Annotated in this window: 20 protein-coding genes and 1 pseudogene; 6 read left to right on the forward strand and 15 right to left on the reverse strand. The window is 69.2% G+C overall.

Translation table 11 applies throughout. The features are described 5' to 3' along the window. Positions 1 to 4 precede the first annotated feature (4 nt). The gene (locus AC3WOE_RS10905) at positions 5 to 1,183 is read left to right on the forward strand and encodes a S1C family serine protease (protein ID WP_492690423.1); all 1,179 of its coding nucleotides are present in this window, start codon (positions 5 to 7) and stop codon (positions 1,181 to 1,183) included. Here AC3WOE_RS10905 and tatC read toward each other — a convergent pair. From tatC to argB, 12 genes are all read right to left on the reverse strand, one after another. Beyond that, on the reverse strand, positions 1,159 to 1,962 hold the full coding sequence (gene tatC / locus AC3WOE_RS10910) for a twin-arginine translocase subunit TatC (RefSeq protein WP_492690424.1): 804 nt from the start codon (positions 1,960 to 1,962) through the stop codon (positions 1,159 to 1,161). The genes AC3WOE_RS10905 and tatC overlap by 25 nt on opposite strands. Further along, entirely contained in the window at positions 1,962 to 2,438 is a 477-nt protein-coding gene (gene tatB, locus AC3WOE_RS10915; RefSeq protein WP_492690425.1) for a Sec-independent protein translocase protein TatB, read from the reverse strand. The genes tatC and tatB overlap by 1 nt, the downstream gene beginning before the upstream one ends. Further along, positions 2,439 to 2,672: a Sec-independent protein translocase subunit TatA gene (gene tatA, locus AC3WOE_RS10920; protein ID WP_492690426.1), complete on the reverse strand. Its 234-nt coding sequence runs from the start codon at positions 2,670 to 2,672 to the stop codon at positions 2,439 to 2,441. Between the two features lie 195 nt (positions 2,673 to 2,867). Continuing rightward, a complete protein-coding gene (locus AC3WOE_RS10925) occupies positions 2,868 to 3,227 on the reverse strand; it encodes a histidine triad nucleotide-binding protein (protein ID WP_492690427.1) in 360 nt (119 codons plus the stop codon). After that, positions 3,224 to 3,553, reverse strand: a complete 330-nt coding sequence (locus AC3WOE_RS10930) for a phosphoribosyl-ATP diphosphatase (protein WP_492690428.1) — start codon at positions 3,551 to 3,553, stop codon at positions 3,224 to 3,226. The genes AC3WOE_RS10925 and AC3WOE_RS10930 overlap by 4 nt, the downstream gene beginning before the upstream one ends. Continuing rightward, positions 3,546 to 3,938 carry a phosphoribosyl-AMP cyclohydrolase gene (gene hisI / locus AC3WOE_RS10935; protein ID WP_492690429.1) on the reverse strand — a complete coding sequence of 131 codons (393 nt, stop codon included), beginning with the start codon at positions 3,936 to 3,938 and terminating at the stop codon, positions 3,546 to 3,548. Before hisI ends, AC3WOE_RS10930 begins: the two co-directional genes overlap by 8 nt. A 4-nt stretch (positions 3,939 to 3,942) precedes the next feature. Continuing rightward, a complete protein-coding gene (locus AC3WOE_RS10940) occupies positions 3,943 to 4,371 on the reverse strand; it encodes an NUDIX domain-containing protein (protein WP_492690430.1) in 429 nt (142 codons plus the stop codon). After that, positions 4,368 to 5,234 carry an ATP-binding protein gene (locus AC3WOE_RS10945; protein WP_492690431.1) on the reverse strand — a complete coding sequence of 289 codons (867 nt, stop codon included), beginning with the start codon at positions 5,232 to 5,234 and terminating at the stop codon, positions 4,368 to 4,370. Before AC3WOE_RS10945 ends, AC3WOE_RS10940 begins: the two co-directional genes overlap by 4 nt. Positions 5,235 to 5,247: 13 nt before the next feature. Continuing rightward, positions 5,248 to 5,877: a nucleoid occlusion factor SlmA gene (gene slmA / locus AC3WOE_RS10950; protein ID WP_492690432.1), complete on the reverse strand. Its 630-nt coding sequence runs from the start codon at positions 5,875 to 5,877 to the stop codon at positions 5,248 to 5,250. Between the two features lie 10 nt (positions 5,878 to 5,887). Next, a complete protein-coding gene (locus AC3WOE_RS10955) occupies positions 5,888 to 6,574 on the reverse strand; it encodes a response regulator (protein WP_477933534.1) in 687 nt (228 codons plus the stop codon). 79 nt (positions 6,575 to 6,653) lie between these two features. Next, a complete protein-coding gene (locus AC3WOE_RS10960) occupies positions 6,654 to 7,334 on the reverse strand; it encodes a pyrimidine 5'-nucleotidase (protein WP_492690433.1) in 681 nt (226 codons plus the stop codon). 148 nt (positions 7,335 to 7,482) lie between these two features. Beyond that, positions 7,483 to 8,388 carry an acetylglutamate kinase gene (gene argB, locus AC3WOE_RS10965; RefSeq protein WP_492690434.1) on the reverse strand — a complete coding sequence of 302 codons (906 nt, stop codon included), beginning with the start codon at positions 8,386 to 8,388 and terminating at the stop codon, positions 7,483 to 7,485. A gap of 55 nt (positions 8,389 to 8,443) precedes the next feature. Here argB and AC3WOE_RS10970 point away from each other — a divergent pair, with 55 nt between their 5' ends. Then, on the forward strand, positions 8,444 to 9,337 hold the full coding sequence (locus AC3WOE_RS10970; protein WP_492690435.1) for a cation diffusion facilitator family transporter: 894 nt from the start codon (positions 8,444 to 8,446) through the stop codon (positions 9,335 to 9,337). An 87-nt stretch (positions 9,338 to 9,424) separates the two neighbouring features. Next, entirely contained in the window at positions 9,425 to 10,060 is a 636-nt protein-coding gene (locus AC3WOE_RS10975; RefSeq protein WP_492690436.1) for a response regulator, read from the forward strand. A 1-nt stretch (position 10,061) separates the two neighbouring features. Here the strand turns inward: AC3WOE_RS10975 and AC3WOE_RS10980 are convergent, their stop codons facing one another. Then, positions 10,062 to 11,876 (reverse strand): ATP-binding response regulator, encoded by a 1,815-nt coding sequence (locus AC3WOE_RS10980; RefSeq protein ID WP_492690437.1) that lies wholly within the window; start codon positions 11,874 to 11,876, stop codon positions 10,062 to 10,064. A gap of 216 nt (positions 11,877 to 12,092) precedes the next feature. Between AC3WOE_RS10980 and AC3WOE_RS10985 the strand changes: the two genes are divergently transcribed. The 3 genes and pseudogenes from AC3WOE_RS10985 to AC3WOE_RS10995 form a co-directional block, all read left to right on the forward strand. Then, on the forward strand, positions 12,093 to 12,740 hold the full coding sequence (locus AC3WOE_RS10985; RefSeq protein ID WP_492690438.1) for a PEP-CTERM sorting domain-containing protein: 648 nt from the start codon (positions 12,093 to 12,095) through the stop codon (positions 12,738 to 12,740). 47 nt (positions 12,741 to 12,787) lie between these two features. After that, positions 12,788 to 13,228: a D-aminoacyl-tRNA deacylase gene (gene dtd / locus AC3WOE_RS10990; protein ID WP_492690439.1), complete on the forward strand. Its 441-nt coding sequence runs from the start codon at positions 12,788 to 12,790 to the stop codon at positions 13,226 to 13,228. 128 nt (positions 13,229 to 13,356) lie between these two features. Further along, a pseudogene (locus AC3WOE_RS10995) lies at positions 13,357 to 13,416 on the forward strand (hypothetical protein); the annotation flags it as partial. 200 nt (positions 13,417 to 13,616) lie between these two features. Here the strand turns inward: AC3WOE_RS10995 and AC3WOE_RS11000 are convergent. Both AC3WOE_RS11000 and AC3WOE_RS11005 read right to left on the reverse strand, forming a co-directional pair. Beyond that, entirely contained in the window at positions 13,617 to 15,932 is a 2,316-nt protein-coding gene (locus tag AC3WOE_RS11000) for a hypothetical protein (protein ID WP_492690440.1), read from the reverse strand. Next, positions 15,929 to 18,145 (reverse strand): KAP family P-loop NTPase fold protein, encoded by a 2,217-nt coding sequence (locus AC3WOE_RS11005; RefSeq protein ID WP_492690441.1) that lies wholly within the window; start codon positions 18,143 to 18,145, stop codon positions 15,929 to 15,931. Before AC3WOE_RS11005 ends, AC3WOE_RS11000 begins: the two co-directional genes overlap by 4 nt. Positions 18,146 to 18,172 lie beyond the last annotated feature (27 nt).

An 18,172-nucleotide genomic window follows, 5' to 3' on the forward strand; every position in this document is an offset into this window, starting at 1 on the left:
GGTGTTGAAACGGCTCTGGCTGATTTTCGCGCAGGCGGTCACCATCGCCCTGGCCCTGCTCTTCGTCGTCGGCACGCTGAAGCCGCAGTGGCTGCAGCAGGCGCGCTGGCGTGAGGCACCCATCGCGCAGACGGCCCGCCAGATCGCCCTGCCGCCCTCCCCGCCCGCTTCCGTGGTGCGCGCCGGCTTTGCCCAGGCCGCCCGCGTCGCCGCGCCGGCCGTCGTCAGCATCACGGCCAGCAAGGCGCCGCCCCGCGCCGGCCGCGGCCACGAGCAGCTGTTCGGCTTCCCCGGCCTGCCCTTCGGCCTGCGCCAGCCGCGCGGCAATCCCCAGCTCGGCCTGGGCTCGGGCGTCATCATCTCGGCCGATGGCGTGCTGCTGACCAACAACCATGTCGTCGAAGGCGCCTCGGACATCGAGGTGCAGCTCAGCGACGGCCGCCAGGCCCAGGCCCGGCTGATCGGCACCGATCCCGAGACCGACCTGGCGGTGCTGAAGATCGAGCTGACCGGCCTGCCCGTCATCCCGCTGGGCGATGCCGCCAATCTGCAGGTCGGCGACGCGGTGCTGGCCATCGGCAACCCTTTCAACGTCGGCCAGACGGTCACCTCGGGCATCGTGTCGGCGCTGGGCCGCAGCCAGCTGGGCATCAACACCTTCGAGAACTTCATCCAGACCGATGCGGCCATCAACCCGGGCAATTCGGGCGGCGCCCTGGTGGACGGCGACGGCCGGCTGGTGGGCATCAACACGGCCATCTTCTCGCGCAGCGGCGGGTCCCTGGGCATAGGCTTCGCCATCCCCGTGGACGTGGCCCGCCAGGTGGCGGCGGCGCTGCTGCAGGACGGCATGGTCGCGCGTGGCTGGATAGGCGTGCAGACGCGCGAGCTGACGCCCGAACTGGCCGAGGCCTTGAAGCTCGGTGATGCCAAGGGGGTGCTGGTCGGTGGCGTCGTCAACGATGCGCCGGCGGCCAAGGCCGGCATCAAGCCGGGCGACGTGCTGACCCGCATCGGCAACCGCGCCGTCGCGACACCGGCCGAGCTGCTGGCCAGCGTAGCGGCCCTCAAGCCCCGCAGTCAGGTCGAGGTCGGCGTGCAGCGTGCCGGCAAGGCCATGAGCTTTTCACTCGGCGTGGGCCAGCGGCCCCAGCAGCCTCAGCGCACTTCCGAAGACGACTGATCCTCGCCGTCGTCCGGCGCCTTGGTGTGGCGCACGAAGTAGGTCGCCGCGAACAGCCCCACTTCGTAGAGCAGGCACATCGGGATGGCCAGGGCCAGCTGCGAGACGATGTCGGGCGGCGTGATGACGGCCGCGATGATGAAGGCGACGACGATGAAATAGCCGCGCCATTCGCGCAGCTTGTCGACCGACACGATGCCCATGCGCACCAGCACGACGACGACGATGGGCACCTCGAAGGCCGCACCGAAGGCGATGAACATATTCATCACGAAGCCGAGATAGGCCTCGATGTCGGGCGCCGCCGTGATGCTCTTGGGCGCGAAGCTCTGGATGAAGGCGAAGACCTTCTTGAAGACGAAGAAGTAGCAGAAGGCCACGCCGCCGAAGAAGAGCAGCGTGCTGGACACGACCAGCGGCATCACCAGGCGCTTCTCGTGCGAGTACAGGCCGGGCGCGATGAAGGCCCAGGCCTGGTAGAGCACGATGGGCAGGGCCAGCATGAAGCCGGCCAGCATCGTGATCTTGATGGGCACGAAGAAGGGCGCGATGACGTTGGTCGCGATCATCTTGGTGCCTTCGGGCAGATTGGCCACCAGCGGCGCGGCCAGCCAGTCGTAGAGCTGGCTGGGGCCGGGATAGAAACACAGCACGCCGAAGCAGATGGCGATGGCGAGGACCGCGCGCAGCAGCCGGTCGCGCAACTCCATCAGGTGGCTGACGAAGGGCTGCTCGGTGCCGGCCAGTTCGTCGTGATCGGGCTTTTGGAAGGAGCTCATCAGCGGATGCCTGGAGGCCGGAAGCGCGCGACGCGAGCCGCGCCTGACTGTGTATGGCGACGCACGCCGGCCTTCTGCTTGAACCACATCGGCGTGGCCCCGCGCTTGAGCCGCCAGTTCTTCTTGGGATGGCGGTACTCGGGCGGCGGTGGGGCGATGGTCGAACTCGCCTCATAGGACGAGTCGCTGGTCACGTCGCTCCAGGTCTGGTTCAAGGCCTCGGTCGCGGAATCGACCTCCTGGCGCACGCTCTGCTCGACATCACGCGCCGCCGTCTCGAACTGGGTCTTCATCTTCTGAAGCTCTTCCAGCTCGATCGAGCGGTTGACCTCGGCCTTGACGTCCGCGACATAGCGCTGCGCCTTGCCCAGCAAGGTGCCCACCGTGCGCGCCACGCGAGGCAGTTTCTCGGGACCGATGACGATCAACGCCACCGCGCCGATCAGCGCGATCTTGTCAAAGCCGAAGTCGAGCACTTAGGACTTGGTCTTGGCGTCGACGTCGACCGTGTTCGGGTCATTGACCTTGTTGGCCGTGACCTGCTGAGGCGGGGCCCCCGGCGTGTCGGACGAACCGTCCTTCATGCCGTCCTTGAAACCCTTGACGGCGGCGCCGAGGTCGGAACCGACATTGCGCAGCTTCTTGGTGCCGAAGATGGCGATGACGACGACGAGGACGATCAGCCAGTGCCAGATGCTGAATGAACCCATGATGTTGACTCCTTGTGGACTGGCTCAAATTCTAGGTGAGGGATGACCCTAGCCTTAGGGGTCATTTCGCGGCCAAGCGGCTTCCGGTGCGATCGTGCTCGGGCGTTGGGTTTGGTTGCAAATCCCGCATCCTTGCACGGCCATGTGACTTCGGCCGGCTGCCCAAAGGCCGCAAGCCTGATGTGAGGCCCGAATTCAGCCTTTCAACCAGGGGCGCGGCCCGCCCATCACATGCAGATGCAGGTGATAGACCTCCTGGCCGCCGTCAGGCCCCGTGTTGATGACATGCCGGAAACCGTTGCTGACGCCCAGCTCCTTCATCAGCTTCGGCCCCAGGGCCGTCATCTTGCCCAGCAGGGCTGCCTCGGCCTCGGTCACGTCGGCCATGGAGGCGATGTGGCGCTTGGGGATGATGAGGACGTGGACGGGCGCCCAGGGATGGATGTCGTGGAAGGCGAGGATGTCTTCGTCCTCATAGGCCTTCTTGCTCGGGATCTGGCCGGCGACGATCTTGCAGAACAGGCAGTTCGGGTCGCTGTGCTGGGCAGTGCTCATGGCTTGTCTTGTCCTCGTTGAGCGAATTCGGTCAGGCCCGACAGGCCCTCGCGCCGGGCCAGTTCGGCCAGCACATCCTCGGGCCGCAAGCCGAAGTGGGCCAGAGCCACCATGCTGTGGAACCACAGGTCGGCCACCTCGTAGACCACCTTCTGGGCGTCGCCGTCCTTGGCGGCCATGACGGTCTCGGTGGCCTCCTCGCCGACCTTCTTCAGGATGGCGTCCAGGCCCTTGTCGAAGAGCTTGGCGACATAGCTGGTGCTGGGGTCGGCGCCCTTGCGCGATTCGATGACCGCGCCGACGCGGCGGAGGATGTCGTCACTCATAGATCTTGGCGGGGTCTTTCAGCACGGGTTCCACTGCGCTCCAGACGCCCTTCTCGAGCTTCTGGAAGAAGCAGCTGTGGCGGCCGGTGTGGCAGGCGATGCCGGGTTCGTGGCCGAGCTGGGTGATGGTCAGCAGCACGACGTCGTTGTCGCAGTCCATGCGGATGGCGTGCACCTGCTGGAAATGGCCGCTCTCCTCGCCCTTGTGCCAGAGCTTGTTGCGCGAGCGGCTGAAATAGACCGCTTGGCCGCGCTCGGCCGTCAGGGCCAGGGCCTCGCGGTTCATCCACGCGAACATCAGCACGTCGCCCGTGCCCTGCTCCTGGGCGATGACGGGCACCAGGCCCTTGTCGTCCCATTTCACTTCGTCAAGCCAACTGCTCATGCTTTCAGTCTAGGTGAGTCGGCCCGACGTGGCCGCGCTCCTCGGCAAACCAGTCCAGCACGGGGAAGGTGCCCGGCAGCACGGGCTTCACCTGCACCGGCAGGCTGGCCCAGGCCATCTGCTGGTTCTCCAGCATCTGGAACTCACCCGTCCACTCGAAGACCTTGCAGAAGTTCAGGCGCACCAGCGCATGGGGGTAGTCGAACATCTCGGTCTTCCACGGGTGGGCCGTACCGATCTCGATGCCGATTTCTTCCTTCAGCTCGCGCGCCAGGGCCTGCTCGATGGTCTCGCCGGCCTCGACCTTGCCGCCCGGGAATTCCCAGTAGCCGGCGTAGACCTTGCCTTCGGGCCGCGAGGTCAGCAGGAACTGGCCGTCAGGGGCGACGAGAACGCCGACGGCGACCTCGGTGATGGGGCGCTGCTCGCTCATTCAGTGCGCCCCGCCATGTCGCGCGCGAACTGGTAGGCCACGCGGCCCGAACGCGAGCCGCGCTCCAGCGCCCAGACCAGCGAAGGCTGGCGCGCCGCCTCGATGGCCGCCTCGTCCAGGCCGAAATGGCGCAGCCACTGGGCCACGATGGCCAGGTATTCGTTCTGGCTGAAGGGATAGAAGCTGATCCACAGGCCGAAGCGCTCGGACAGGGAGATCTTTTCCTCCACCGCCTCGCCGGGGTGGATCTCGCCATGCTCGCCATGGGTGCCGGAGAGGTTGTCCACCATCTTCTCGGGCAGCAGGTGGCGGCGGTTGCTGGTGGCGTAGATCAGCACGTTGTCGCTGGCCGCCGCGACCGAACCGTCGAGCACGCTCTTCAGCGCCTTGTAGCTGGCCTCGCCTTCGTCGAAGCTCAAGTCGTCGCAGAAAACCACGAAGCGCTCCGCGCGGGCTGCCACCTGTTCGACGAGGTCAGGCAGGTCGACGAGGTCGGCCTTGTCGACCTCGATGAGGCGCAGGCCCTGGGCCGAGAACTCGTTCAGCACAGCCTTGATCAGCGAGCTCTTGCCCGTGCCCTTGGCGCCTGTCAGCAGCACGTTGTTGGCCGGCTTGCCGGCGACGAACTGGGCCGTGTTGCGCAGCAGCCTTTCCTTCTGCGGATCGACTTCCTTCAGGTCCGACAAGGCGATGCGGCTGACGGCACGCACCGGCTCAAGGCACAGCGCGCCATGGCGGCGGCGGGCGCGGAAGGCCGTGGAGGCAGCCCAGTCGGGGGGCGTTGCCGGATGCGGCAGGACGGCCTCGAGCCGGGTCAGAAGACCCTCGGCGCGAGCGAGAAAGGATTCCAAGGCGGCGGACATGCCGCCAGTGTAGTTAGCCGATCGCCTTGAGCGAGGCTTCCATCTGCTCGGTCGGCATGCGCTTGAAGCCCGAGCGGGCATAGCGCTGCAGGCGCCCGATGAGGAAGCTGACCCAGACCGAGGCCTGGGCATTGGCCTGCACGGTGGGCGTCATCGAGCCCTGCGCCTCGGCCGCGGCGCGCAGCACCTGGCGCAGCGAGGACTCGATGCGGTCGAAGAACTGGTTCATGCGCGCCACCAGGCGCTCGTTCTCGTAGACCAGGGCGTCACCCACCATCACGCGGGTCATGCCGGGGTTCTTCTCGCCGAACTGCAGGATGACGCTGGCGATGCGCGCGGCCTTGGCCGGCGGCGGCAGGGGGTGAGGGTTGTCGGCGATCTGGTTGACCAGGCCGAAGACGCTGTTCTCGATGAAGTCGATCAGCGCCTCGAACATCTGCGCCTTGCTGGCGAAGTGGCGGTAGAGGGCCGCCTCGCTGACGTCGAGCTTGGCCGCCAGGGCCGCCGTCGTGATGCGGTCGGCCCCCGGCTGCTCCAGCATGCCGGCCAGCACCTGCAGGATCTGCGTGCGGCGCTCGCCGGGCTTGGGGCGCTTCCTGGGGGTGGAGCTGGGGCTGTCGGCGGCGGGCTGGTCGGCGTCCATGCCGGCGATGCTAATCGCGGAGCCAGCCCAGGCGGCGAGCTTCGTAGATGGCTTCCACCTTCGAACGGACGTGCAGCTTGCGGTAGACCCGCTTGACATAGGTCATCACCGTATGCGGCGAGACCTGCATGAACTGGGCGATCTCGTCGAAGGTGAAGCCCTTGGCCGCCAGGTGCAGCACGCGCGATTCCTGTTCCGACAGGGCGACCACCTCTTCGTCGGCCATCGTGGCGGCCATGGCCTCGGGCGACGGGCCGGTGGAGCCCTGGGACCCGGGCGCCAGACGCACCAGCAGACGCCGGGCGATGACGGGGCTGATGGGGCTGCCGCCCGCGCGCAGCGAGCGCAGCTGGCCGGGCAGGTCCAGGGCCAGACTGTCCTTCAGCAGATAGCCGGTGGCGCCGGCTTCGATGCTGGCGACCACATGCTGCTCGTCGCCGAACACGGAAATCACCATGACTTCGCACTGCGGCCGGGTCTGGGCGGCATGACGGATCAGCTCGATACCGCTACCACCGGGCAGGTCCAGGTCGACGAGCAGGACGTCGGGCTGCAGCTGGTCGAACATGCGCCGGCCCTGGGGCAGGTCGGGCGCGATGCCCAGCAGCTCGATGTCGGGCACGCTGCCCAGGGCATGCGTGAAGGCCTCGCGGAAGCGGGCTTGGTCTTCGACGATCAGGACCGAGAACGGGGACATGGACTCTTCGGACTTTCCAACAGGCAGGGAAGCCGCATTGTCGGACCAGGACGGCCCCTCGCCCATGCGCGTCTTCCCTTCAGACCTGGGGGTAGCGTAACAAGGTCGCCAGGGAACGCACGCGCTGGCTCACGTAAACCGGCCGGCGGTGCAGGCGGGCGGCACCCGCCCGGCGCAGCCAGCGCTGCATCCAGACAGTCTGCAATCCCAGGCCGCGGGCCGTCTTCTGGTGCACCAGGGTGTCCTCGACGAGGATGCAGCGCCGCGCCGGCACGCCCAGGCGCGCCAGCACCATGCGGAACATGCGCGCGTCCGGCTTGGGCCGCGACTGGCCGAAGCAGGCCATGTCCTCGATGCAGATGAGGCCTTCGAAGACGCTGCGCAGCCCGATGACCGCCAGCACGCGCTCGGCATAGGCGCGCGGCGCATTGGTCATCAGGAACTTGCGGCCCGGCAGGCGGCGCAGGGCTGCCAGGTCATGGGCATGGCCGTGCAGATGCTCGTCCAGCCCCGGCAGCTGGTGGGTTTCATGCAGGAAGTGGGACGCCTTGACCCCGTTGTGGCGCTCCAGCCCGCTCAGCGTCGCGCCGTAGCGCAGCCAGTAGCGGTGGCGCAGGGCGACAGCCTCCTCCTCCGCCAACCCGAGGTGGGTGACGATATAGGCCGTCATCGACGCGTTCAGCTCGGTGAACGCGCGATGTGAGGCGTTGTGCAGGGTGTCGTCGAGGTCGAACAGCCAGACGCGGTCGCGGGGGTTCATGTCAACGGTTCCATTGATTTGCGCGGGCCGAGCGCCGGGCCGCTCCCTAGCCGGCCCGCTCTGGTGATGTGCTCGCGGCTCGACGCTGCGAGCATCACCGTCCCCTCGGGGCACCGGCCAAGGTACTCCTTGGACGAGGGGCTCACAATCACCGAGACGAAATCATCGTTCCGTACGCTTGATCCGTCAGCACCTCCAGCAGCATGGCATGCGGCACCCGGCCGTCGATGATGTGGACGGCATTGACGCCGCTCTTGGCCGCGTCGATGGCGCCGGCGATCTTGGGGATCATGCCGCCGCTGATGGTGCCGTCCTCGACCAGTTCGTCGATGCGGCGCGGCGTCAGCTCGGTCAGCAGCTCGCCTGCCTTGTCCAGCACGCCGCGGATGTTCGTCAGCATCAGCAGCTTCTCGGCCTGCAGCACCGTGGCCAGCTTGGCGGCCACGACGTCGGCGTTGATGTTGTAGCTCTCGTTCTTCTCGCCGAAGCCGATGGGGCTGACGACGGGAATGAACTGGTCGTCCTGCAGGGCCTTCACGACGCTGGGGTCGATGGAGACGATGTCGCCGACCTGGCCGATGTCGTGTTCCTTGCTCGGGTCGTCCTTGTCGAGCAGCTTGAGCTGCTTGGCGCGGATCATGCCGCCGTCACGGCCCGTCAGGCCCACGGCCTTGCCGCCGGCGGCGTTGATGAGGCCGACGATGTCCTGCTGCACCTCGCCCGCCAGCACCCACTCGACGACGCCCATGGTCTCGGCGTCGGTGACGCGCATGCCCTGGATGAAGTGGCCCTTCTTGCCCAGCTTGTTCAGCGCGTCCTCGATCTGCGGGCCGCCGCCGTGCACGACGACCGGGTTCAGGCCGACGAGCTTGAGCAGCACCACGTCCTCGGCGAAGTCCTGCTGCAGCTCCGGGTCGGTCATGGCGTTGCCGCCGTATTTGATGACGATGGTCTTGCCGTGGAACTTGCGGATGTAAGGCAGGGCCTGGGACAGGATCTCGGCCTTCTCGCGCGGCGCGATGTGGGAGACGTCGGTGGTGTGGGAGGTGGTCATGCGTCGGGCTCCGGGGAATGGCGGGCATTCTAGGAAGGCTGGCGACAATGGGGACATGCAAGCCAGCGCCTACCTCAAGCTTTCCGTCGCCACGGCTCTTGTCACCATCGTGCTGAAGACGGCCGCCTGGTGGTGGACAGGCTCCGTCAGCCTGGCGGCCGACGCCCTCGAGTCCCTGGTCAACCTCGCCGGCGCGATGTTCGCCCTGGGCATGGTCACCTGGGCCGCCCAGCCGCCCGACGCCGAACACCCCTATGGCCATCACAAGGCCGAGTACTTCTCCAGCGGTTTCGAGGGCATCCTCATCATCGCGGCGGCGCTGGGCATCCTGTGGGGTGCCCTCGACCGCTGGCGCCATCCGGAGCCCCTGCAGTCGGTGGGCCTGGGTGTGGCGCTGGCCATCGTCAGCTCGGCCATCAACGGCGGCCTGGCCTGGGCCATGCTGCGCAAGGCGCGCGAGGTGCGCTCCGTCGCGCTGGAAGGCGACGCCCGCCACCTGTTCACCGACGTCTGGACGTCGGCCGGCGTCGTCGTCGGCCTGCTCGGCGTCATGGCCACCGGCTGGCAATGGCTGGACCCGCTGCTCGCCGCCATGGTGGCGCTGAACATCCTGCGCGAGGGCGTCCACCTGATGCGCGAGTCCACCCGCGGCCTGATGGACGAGGCGCTGGACGCCGACAGCCAGGCCAAGGTCCAGGCGGTGCTGGACGAGTTCCGTCACCCCCACACCATCCGCTTCGACCACGTCACCAGCCGCGTCGCCGGGCAGCGCCGCTTCGTCGACCTGCACATGCACATGCCGTCGAGCTGGACACTGGGGCGCGCCGCGGCGCTGCGCGGCTCGGTCGAGCAGGCGCTGATGAGTGCCGTTCCGGGGCTGCGCGCCAGCATCCAGCTGCTGCCCATGGATGTCGAGGCCCATTTCGACGATCCCAAGGATCTGATCTGATCGACCCGTGGTGCGACAGGTCTCGAGCCCGGGGCCTGGGACTTCAGCCGGATGGGCGTCCGGCGGACCCGCTGCTAGAGTGATTTCATGAAGCTTCTGGTTGTCGATGACCATCCGTTGGTACGCGCCGGCGTGGTCGCTGCGCTGCAGGCGCTGGCGCCGCCACCCGAGGTGCTGCAAGCGGGCGACGGCGTCGAAGCCATGGCCTGCCTGGAACTGCAGGGCGACGTCGCCGCCGTGGTGCTGGACCTGCGCATGGCCGGCATGGCGGGTCTGGCCCTGCTGGAGCAGCTGAGGCGCCAGCACCCGGGCCTGCCGGCGCTGGTGCTGTCTTCCTCCGAAGACCCCGAGGACGTGCGTCGCGCCCTCAAGGCCGGCGCGCGCGGCTATTGCCCCAAGTCGGCCCACCCCGGCACCCTGCTCGCCGCGCTGCGGCTGGTGCTCAGCGGCGAGGTCTATGTGCCGCCATTCATGGCCATGGCCGCCGAACCCGCGCCTGTCGATGGAGACGCCAGCGGCCTCACGCCGCGCCAGCGCGAAGTGCTGCAGGAGCTCTGCCTGGGCCGTTCCAACAAGCAGATCGCCAATGCCCTCGGCATGCAGGAGAAGACCGTCAAGGGCCATGTGTCGGCGATCTTCCGCTGCCTCAACGTCGTGCACCGGCTGCAGGCCGTGGAGGCGGCGCGCGCCGCGGGCCTGGTGAGCACCGCGGCGCCCGGCTGAATCAGCCGGCGGCGGGGGCGAGCGCGCTGTCGATGGCGGCGCGCAGCTGCGGCAGCGTCACCGGCTTGTGCAGCAGCGGCAGGCCGCTGGCCGTGGCCTCGCGCAGGCGTGCCGGCGAGGTGTCGCCGGTGACCAGCACTGCAGGCAGGTCGTCGTTGAAGGCCTCGCGCAGCTCGGCGATCGCCTGCATGCCGTCGCCGCCGTCGCCCAGGCGGTAGTCGCACAGCAGCAGGCGCGGCGCGACACTCAGGCCCATCAGCTGCGGCATCAGCGCGGCCACCGAGGCGGCCGTGACCACCTCGCAGCCCCAGGCCGACAGCAGGGCCTGCATGGCCGTGCGCACCTCGGCGCTGTCGTCGACGACGATGACCACGTCACCCCGGCCCAGGCCGCCGGACGCAGCACCCGTCGCGGCAACGCTCTCCGCCGGCAGCGGCGCCACCGCGGGCGACGCCAGCGGCAGATGCAGGCTGAACACCGTGCCGCGCCCGGGGCGGGAGCGCAGCCTCAACCGGATCTGCAGCAGGTCGGCCAGGCGCCTGACGATGGACAGGCCCAGGCCGAGGCCGGCATCGCTCTGCGCTTGGCTGCCCCGCAGCTGCACGAACTCATGGAAGACCGCCTCCCGCTGCTCGGGCGGGATGCCCACGCCGGTGTCCGCCACCACCAGCTCGACGCGGCCGCCACGCCGGCGCGCCAGCAGGCGCACCCGGCCCTCGGCCGTGTAGCGCAACGCGTTGGACAGCAGATTGCCGAGCACCCGCTCCAGCAGCGCCGGGTCGGTACGCACCCAAAGCGCGCAGTTGGGCAGCCGGCATTCGAAGCGCAGGCCCTTGGCCGCCGCCACACCGGCCTGGCCCGCGGCCAGCCGCTCCAGCAAGGCCTGCAGGTCGGTCAGCTGCCACTGGGGCTGCACCAGGCTGGCGTCCAGCCGGGACAGGTCGAGCAGCGCATTGAACATGCCCCCCATGGCCGCCACGGCGCTGTCGACATGGCCGAGGATGACGCGCGACTGGGCCGGCGGCAGGCCCTGCTGCAGGGCCGCCACCAGCATGGACAGGGCATGCACCGGCTGGCGCAGGTCATGGCTGGCCGCGGCCAGAAAGCGGCTGCGCGAATGGCCGAGTTCCACCGCGCGGTCGCGCTGCAGGGCCATGTCGGCGGCCAGCACGGCCGCCAGGTGCCGGTTGCGCGACGCCTCGACCAAGGCGCGGTTCATGAGGCGGGCAATGTTGAGATTGATCGCCAGCCACACCAGCAGAAGCGGCAACGCGACCCAGATATAGGGACCGTGGCTCAGCAAGCCGGCCAGGAAGAAGCCCAGCACGGCCGGGACGACATAGCCGTACAGCGCCGGCAGGTGGGCGCTGAGCGACTGCACCACGCCGGCAGCCAGCCCGCTCAACAGCACCATCAGCAGGGCCCGGTGCGTGTAGTCGGCTGCGGGCAGCATCAACAGTTCGGCGGCCGCCCACAGCAGGCCGGTCAGCGTCTCGGTGAGCGTCACCCACTGCAGTCGGCGGGTCGCGCCGAGAGTGGCGCCCCCCTTCGACCACCAGCCCCAGGGGCCCCACGCGCCCAGCGCCAGGTGGGACAGCATCACGGCCAACCACAACAGCAGCCAGGGCGCGGGACCGCCGTCCCGCCCGAGCGCCAACACCACCACGGCCACCACGGCGTTGCCCAGCAGCCGCCACGGCGCGCCGCGCTTGAGTTGACCCGCGAGATCGGCCACCACGCGCCCCCCCAGGTCGGGGGGCGCTGTGCCGGCCATGGCCGGATCGTCGTGCCGGCGCAAAGGCGTCTGCAAAGGCATCGACAAGGTCATGGCAGCCCTGAACAGAGGGGAATGGAGGGGAATGGAGGGGTGGGCCGCACAAGCCCGAACCGGCGGCATGAGACCAGGCCCGAGACCCGGGCCCAGGTCCTTGGTCCGATTGTGCAGTGCTGCCGCAGCCGAAATAGTCGACCCCGTTCTGACAGCGCGCTTGCTGCGGGACCACCACCAGACCAACCATCAGTGAGGATCACCATGACCAACGCCCTACCCCGCCTGACCGCCATCGCGGCCATCGTCGCGCTCGCCACCGGCGTCGCACACGCCGACGTCGTCTTCAGCGAGAACTTCGACAGCACGACCTTCGGCCACGGCAAGGTCTCGCACAACACCAGCGAACGCTGGATCAACACCGACTTGTCGAGCGCCACCCAGGGCACCAACGGCTGGGACTTCCACGGCGACGTGTACTACGCTCGAGACGCTCACAGCCCCAATGGTTCCATCACCTTGAACGAGACCGGCGGGGCCGACAACAGCGCCTCGCACATCCTCACCGGCCTGATCGCCGGCCGGACCTACGCACTGGACTTCCTGTTCTCCGGCGACAACCGGCCCGGCCAGAAATACGGCCTGTACGCCTGGATCGACACCGACCTGGTGTTCGCCGAAGGCCACGTGGAAGGCCCGAACGGCAGCAGCGCAGGCACCATGGAACACGTGCTCTTCACGGCCAAGGGCAGCACCGCGATGCTGAAATTCAGCGAATACACCTACGCCGGCAGCGAGGCCTCGCCCACCATCGACAACGTCAGCGTCAGCCTGCCCGAGCCGGCCAGCCTGGCCCTCGCCGGCGTCGCCCTGGCGGGCCTGGGCGTGGCGCGCCGCCGCCAGCAGCGCTGACCGTTTGTGCTGCAATCCCGGCCGACATCACGGCCTGGGAGATTCCATTGATAGCTCTGCTGCAGCGCGTCCGCCAGGCGCGCGTGGAGGTGGGCGGCCGCCTCACCGGCGAGATCGGCGCCGGCCTGCTGATGCTGGTCTGCGCCGAGCCGACGGACAGCGAGGCCACCGCGGAGAAACTCGTCGCCAAGGTGCTGAAGCTGCGCGTCTTCAGCGACGAAGCCGGCAAGATGAACCGCAGCCTGCAGGACGTCGGCGGCGGCCTGCTCATCGTCAGCCAGTTCACGCTGGCGGCCGACACGAACGGCGGCAACCGGCCGAGCTTCTCGGGCGCGGCGCCGGCCGAGCTGGGCCGCAGGCTCTACGAGCACACGCTGGCGTTCGCGCGCAGCCAGCACCCCGTTGTCGCCAGCGGCGAGTTCGGTGCCGACATGCAGGTCCATCTGATCAACGACGGACCCGTCACCATTCCGATGCGGATGGGCTGATGATGATGAAGATCACCCTCATCGATTCGACCGACGGCCTCGAGCCCGTCCACGATCAGCCGCGCGAGGACCGCCGCGTGCAAGGCGCGCCGCAGCGCCAGACCTGGACTCTGCACGAAGCCGGGCCCATGAGCGCCGGCGTCTGGGCCTGCGAGGTGGGCCGCTGGCGCATCCTCTTCCCGGCCCATCGGCAGGAGTATTTCCATGTGCTCGAGGGCCGGGTGCGCCTGCACGGGCCCGACGGCGCCGTCGACATCGGTCCCGGCCAGGGGGCGTCATCCCGCCGGGCTTCGAGGGCGAGTTCGAAGTGCTGGAGGCGGTGCGCAAGCACTTCGTCTTCGTCGACGTCGCGGCCTGAGCCCGGCCAGGGGCTGGCAGCCGAGCTTGCTCAGCCCGGGTCGCGGGCGCGCAGGATGGTGCGCCTGTCGTTGAAGTCGAAGTCGGCCCCGTCGGCAAGCTCGGTCAAGGTGCCGTCGACGGCCAGCAGGCCGAGGCAGGATTGCAGCAACGGGTCTTCGGGCAGCAGATTGCCGCCCCGACCGCTGACATTCCAGGCGAAATTGCCGCGACGCCGCAGCACCAGCCGGGTGATCCGGCCGGGCATGAGGCCGGGCAGCGGATCGAGCCAGGCCATCAGGGCCACGTCGGGCGTGACGACGATGCGGCGCAGCGTCGCCTGCTCCAGCGCGCCGCCGGGCGGCAGGTCGAACAGATACAGCGCCTCCCCGGCCGCGAACACGCTGCCGCCGGCCGCGCTGAGCTGGCGCAATCGCGAGCGATAGCAGCCCATCAGACCGTAGGGTGAGTCCGGCCGGGCCAGCCCCCCCTCCACACCGATCAGCAGGCCATGGCCGTTCACCCGCGCGAAGGGCAGCGCCGCGTCGAGTGACCGTTCGACGGTGGGCTGGGGCATCTCGGTCCAGGGCTCGACCCGGATCCGCGCCACCTTGCCCGACAGACCGATGGCCAGCAGATGCGATTCGTCCTCCCACACCAGCCCAGCCATGGTCTGCCCGACGGAGGCGGTCGTCGCAGCGGCCCAGGACTTCTGCCCGCTGTCGCTGACGTAGAGCTGGCTGCCGATGGCCATCGCGACACGACGCTGCGTCGGCGAAACGGCTGCGGCAGCCACGCCGTTGAGATCCGAGGGCTGGCCGGCCATCGGCGGCAGCAAGACCCAGCCGCCGTCGACGCGGTCATGGATCTCCAGTTCGGGCCCCGGTCCCGCGATCAGCAGCCGCCCGCCGTCGCCCGCCAGCAGGGGAAGCGGCCCGGAGCGGGCGTCGCGCAAGACCTCGCGCTGCCAGCCCTTGTCCTCGTCGGCTTCAACCAGGGTCTGCAGCATGCCGTCGCTGCGCTGGTACACGACGGTACGTGCATTGACGGCCACCAGGGCCGTGATCGGCGCCGACTCGTTGCGCGTGGTCAGGACTTCGACGTCCTCGGCCATGATCCGCAGCACGATCAGGCGGTTGCCGCCGTCGACATAGGCGATGCGGTCCGGGCGCAAGGCGGCCACGGCGCTGACGCCGGGCTCCATGGCGGCAATGGCTTCTTGGGTGTGCCAGACACCGCTGCTGTCGGGCGCCGCAACGACCAGCGTCCGGCGCTCGGCCAGCGCGATCCGGCCGTCGCACATCGCCGCCACGCACGGGCCTTCTGGCCCGGCCTCGACGTCGAGCTCGGTCAGGCGCTCGAACTTCCGGTCGCGCCATTGCCACAGCCGCAGCTGGCCACCCTCGTTCCAGCTCATCAGGCCGTCGTCGCCGAAGCGCAGCAGCGCCCGGAGCGGCGAGGCCGTCAACTGCTGATGAAGGTCGGCGTCGGGCAGTGCCTGACCGGCGGCCAGTGACTTCAGGGGCGGCGCCCGCGTCAGCTCGCCATTGACGCCGCCCATCAACACGCTGCCGTCGGGCCAGGCCAGCAGACACCCGACGCGGCTCGGCAAGGGCCAGGGAGCCACTTCACTCCCGCTTGCGCCACCCAGGCCGCCAAAGCGCCAATAGCGCAGTTCGTGGGCATTTGCGGCCAGCAACCCATCCGGCCCATAGGCGGCCATCGCTTCGACGCGCTGAGGCAATGCGAGCGGCAGCCCGAGCACCCACTCACCGGACGGCTGTCGCTGCAGCTGGCTCATGTCTTCAGCGACCGCGACCACATCGCCGCTGTGCAGCCGGCACAGCAACCTCACATTCCCCCGACGTTGCGGATGGTTGAGATCCGCCATCTGCCAGCGGCCCTTGCGGTCGCGGCTCCAGCAGATCAGGTTTCCATCCTCGCCCGCACTGATCAGTTCCGTGGGCGACAGGACCAGCAGCGCGCTGACGCCACGGCTGTGCGCCGCCAGCACCTCGGCCGCCTCCCAGCGGCCCCGCCCGCGGCGCGAGAACAGGCGCAGGAAGCCTGCCTGATCGCCCACGACCAGCACGCCCGGCGCCAGCTCGGCCAGCACCTGCGGCTTGCCGACCAGGCCGGGCTCCATCGCCCACAGCCGCGTGGTGGCCGACGCTGCCGTGGCCGCCCCCGGCAGGTCCAGCCCGCGCAGATAGCGATAGGCCAGCAGCGGGTCGTCAGCAGCAAGCTTCAGGCTCTCCAAGCCCAACTCGGCCAGCGCCACCGCAGGGGGCAGCGGCAAATGCGGCGGGTTGAGCTGCCGGCAGACGGCTTCCAGCGCGCGGGCGAACTCGATGCTCTCGGGGTTCATGCGCGGTCTCCGTGGTCGGGTTCTTCGAGCAGGCCTGCTTGCCGGGCCAGCCGCGCCAGGCTGCCGGTGCGCCGCACGAGTTGGCGCACCTGGGCGTCGTCGAGCAGCGGCAACACGACTTCCAGCCAAGCCGCTTCGCGTGGCGACTCGCCGACCTCCTGCAGCAGCAGTTCGAAGCTGCGTTCGTCCAGGCGCTGCCCCTTCAGCTGCTCTTCACGCGAGATCGCATTGCGCCAGGCGTCGGCCGAGCGGCTCAACAGCTGCCGCACAAAGGCCTGGCGGTCACGCGGCGCCACGCGCGCAGGCACGGCCGGCGTGGCCGGCGCGCTGCTGACCGGTGCGGAGGCGGGCGGCTCGACCACCGCAGCGGGCACGGCGCTTTGCGGCGCCACCGGGTCGGCGACCGCTGTCAGGTCGACGACCGGGGTCGGGGCCAAGGGCGTCGGCATCGGCACCACGGCCGGCGGCGGCACGGCGGCGGCGAGCGGGGCCATGCCCGCCGGCACCTCCTCGAACAGCGAGAAATACGGGTCCAGCTGCGCATCGACCTGCACCTCGTCCCGCCCCAGCAGGAACAGATTGCGCGGGTCGAAACCGTTGCGGTTGTTGCAAGCCTCATCCAGCTGCCGGGCCAGCGGCAGCTCGGTGCGGCTCAAATAGGGATTGGACGGTTTCTCGTGGGCAATGCGCCGCTTGCTGAGCTCGATCCACCAGTCGAAGAACTCCTCGGCAAAACGATCGGGCCGGTCGGCCAGCTGCTGGTCCACGTCGGCCGACTGGCCGGGCAGGAACTCCTGCCGCTCGTCGCGCAGCCGCCGCTCGAAGGTCTTCCAGCCCTCGGCATGGCCGCGGCGCAGGAAGCGGAAGGCCTGTGGCGCGAAGAGCTGCAGCAGCACCAGCTGAGCCACCGGGTAGGCCTGCAGGCGTTGGCCCAGATTGCGCTTGAGCGCCACCTCGCGGATGAAGTCCAGCAGCTCCAGCGAGCGCACCAGATTGCGCGGCACCGGCGGCACGCCATCGACCAGCAGGTCGACGAGCCAGGCGTTGGGCGCCGACGTGGGCATGGCGGCCTGGTCCAGCGTGTCGGACGGCAGGCCCGCCCACAACGCCAGCCTTTGCGCGTGGCGGGTCTGCAGGAAGTCGCGCACCTCGCGCTTGCTCCAGCGCGGCAGGCGAAACGGCAGCTGGACGATCTTCTCGAGGTATTCGTGCCCGGTGATCGGCGGCACCGGCTGCGCCGTGGCGTCGCCCGTGGGGGCCTTGAGGTAGTCGCGATAACGGTAGGCGACACCGCGCTCGATCACCTCGTCGTCCAGCGCCAGCACGAAGGCACAACCCTGCACGTCGAGGAAGAGCTTGATCGCCTCCAGCATCTCGACGGCCTTCTCGGGCAGGCAGCGGTCGAGGTCGTCGACGAGGATCACCAGGTTCAGCGCGGGCTGGTCGGGCGCCCCGCTGCCGCGCGTGATGCGCAGCAGCTCGGCATTCAAGTCGTAGTAGAGGGATTCCAGCGGCCGCGAGCTGGCCGCCTTCGGCGTGGCCGCGGCCGCATTCAGCTTGTCGACACGGTCGATCTGCTCCTGCGCGGCCTTCAGCGCCTCGGCGGGGTTGAGTTCGACCTCGCCGAAGCCAGGCAGTCCGGCCTTGACCTTGACGACCCGCGTCAGCGCGATGGCGCAGGCGCCCAGCAACTGGGCGCGGTCGGCCAGCCAGCGCCAGTCCCGCACCGGGCCCGCCGGACCGTCGAGGACCGCCACGCGCGCGTCCAGCACGCGCTGGATGGTCTTGAGCAGCGGCACCAGCAGATGCTCCTCGCGCTCGTAGCGCCAGGCGTTGAACTCGACCCGCAGCGTCAGCGACGCTTCGACCGGCGGCGCCGGCGGTGGCGGTTCGTGCGTCTGGCCGGTGAACACCCACGACAGCCAGCCCTTGCCCTTGTCGACCAGGTCCGCGGGGTTGGGAGGCGCGGGCGGTGGTGGTGGCGGGGCAGGCGGGTTGAAGCGCTCACCGATGGCACGCAGCACGGTCGACTTGCCGCTGCCCCATTCGCCGAACACGCCGACGACAAAGGCCTCGCCGTCCGAGCCTTCACGGAAATAGCGCTCGATGCGGTTGACCGCACGGTCGACATAGGGCGCAATGCCGTAGGGCGGCTGCGCCAAGGGGGCTGCACCGCCGCCGGGGACTGGGCTCGCGCTCGGGGCTTCGGACATGCAGCCATCCTCCGTTTCGCGCGCCGA

It is taken from the genome of Roseateles sp. FW305-36 (genome assembly GCF_058787015.1).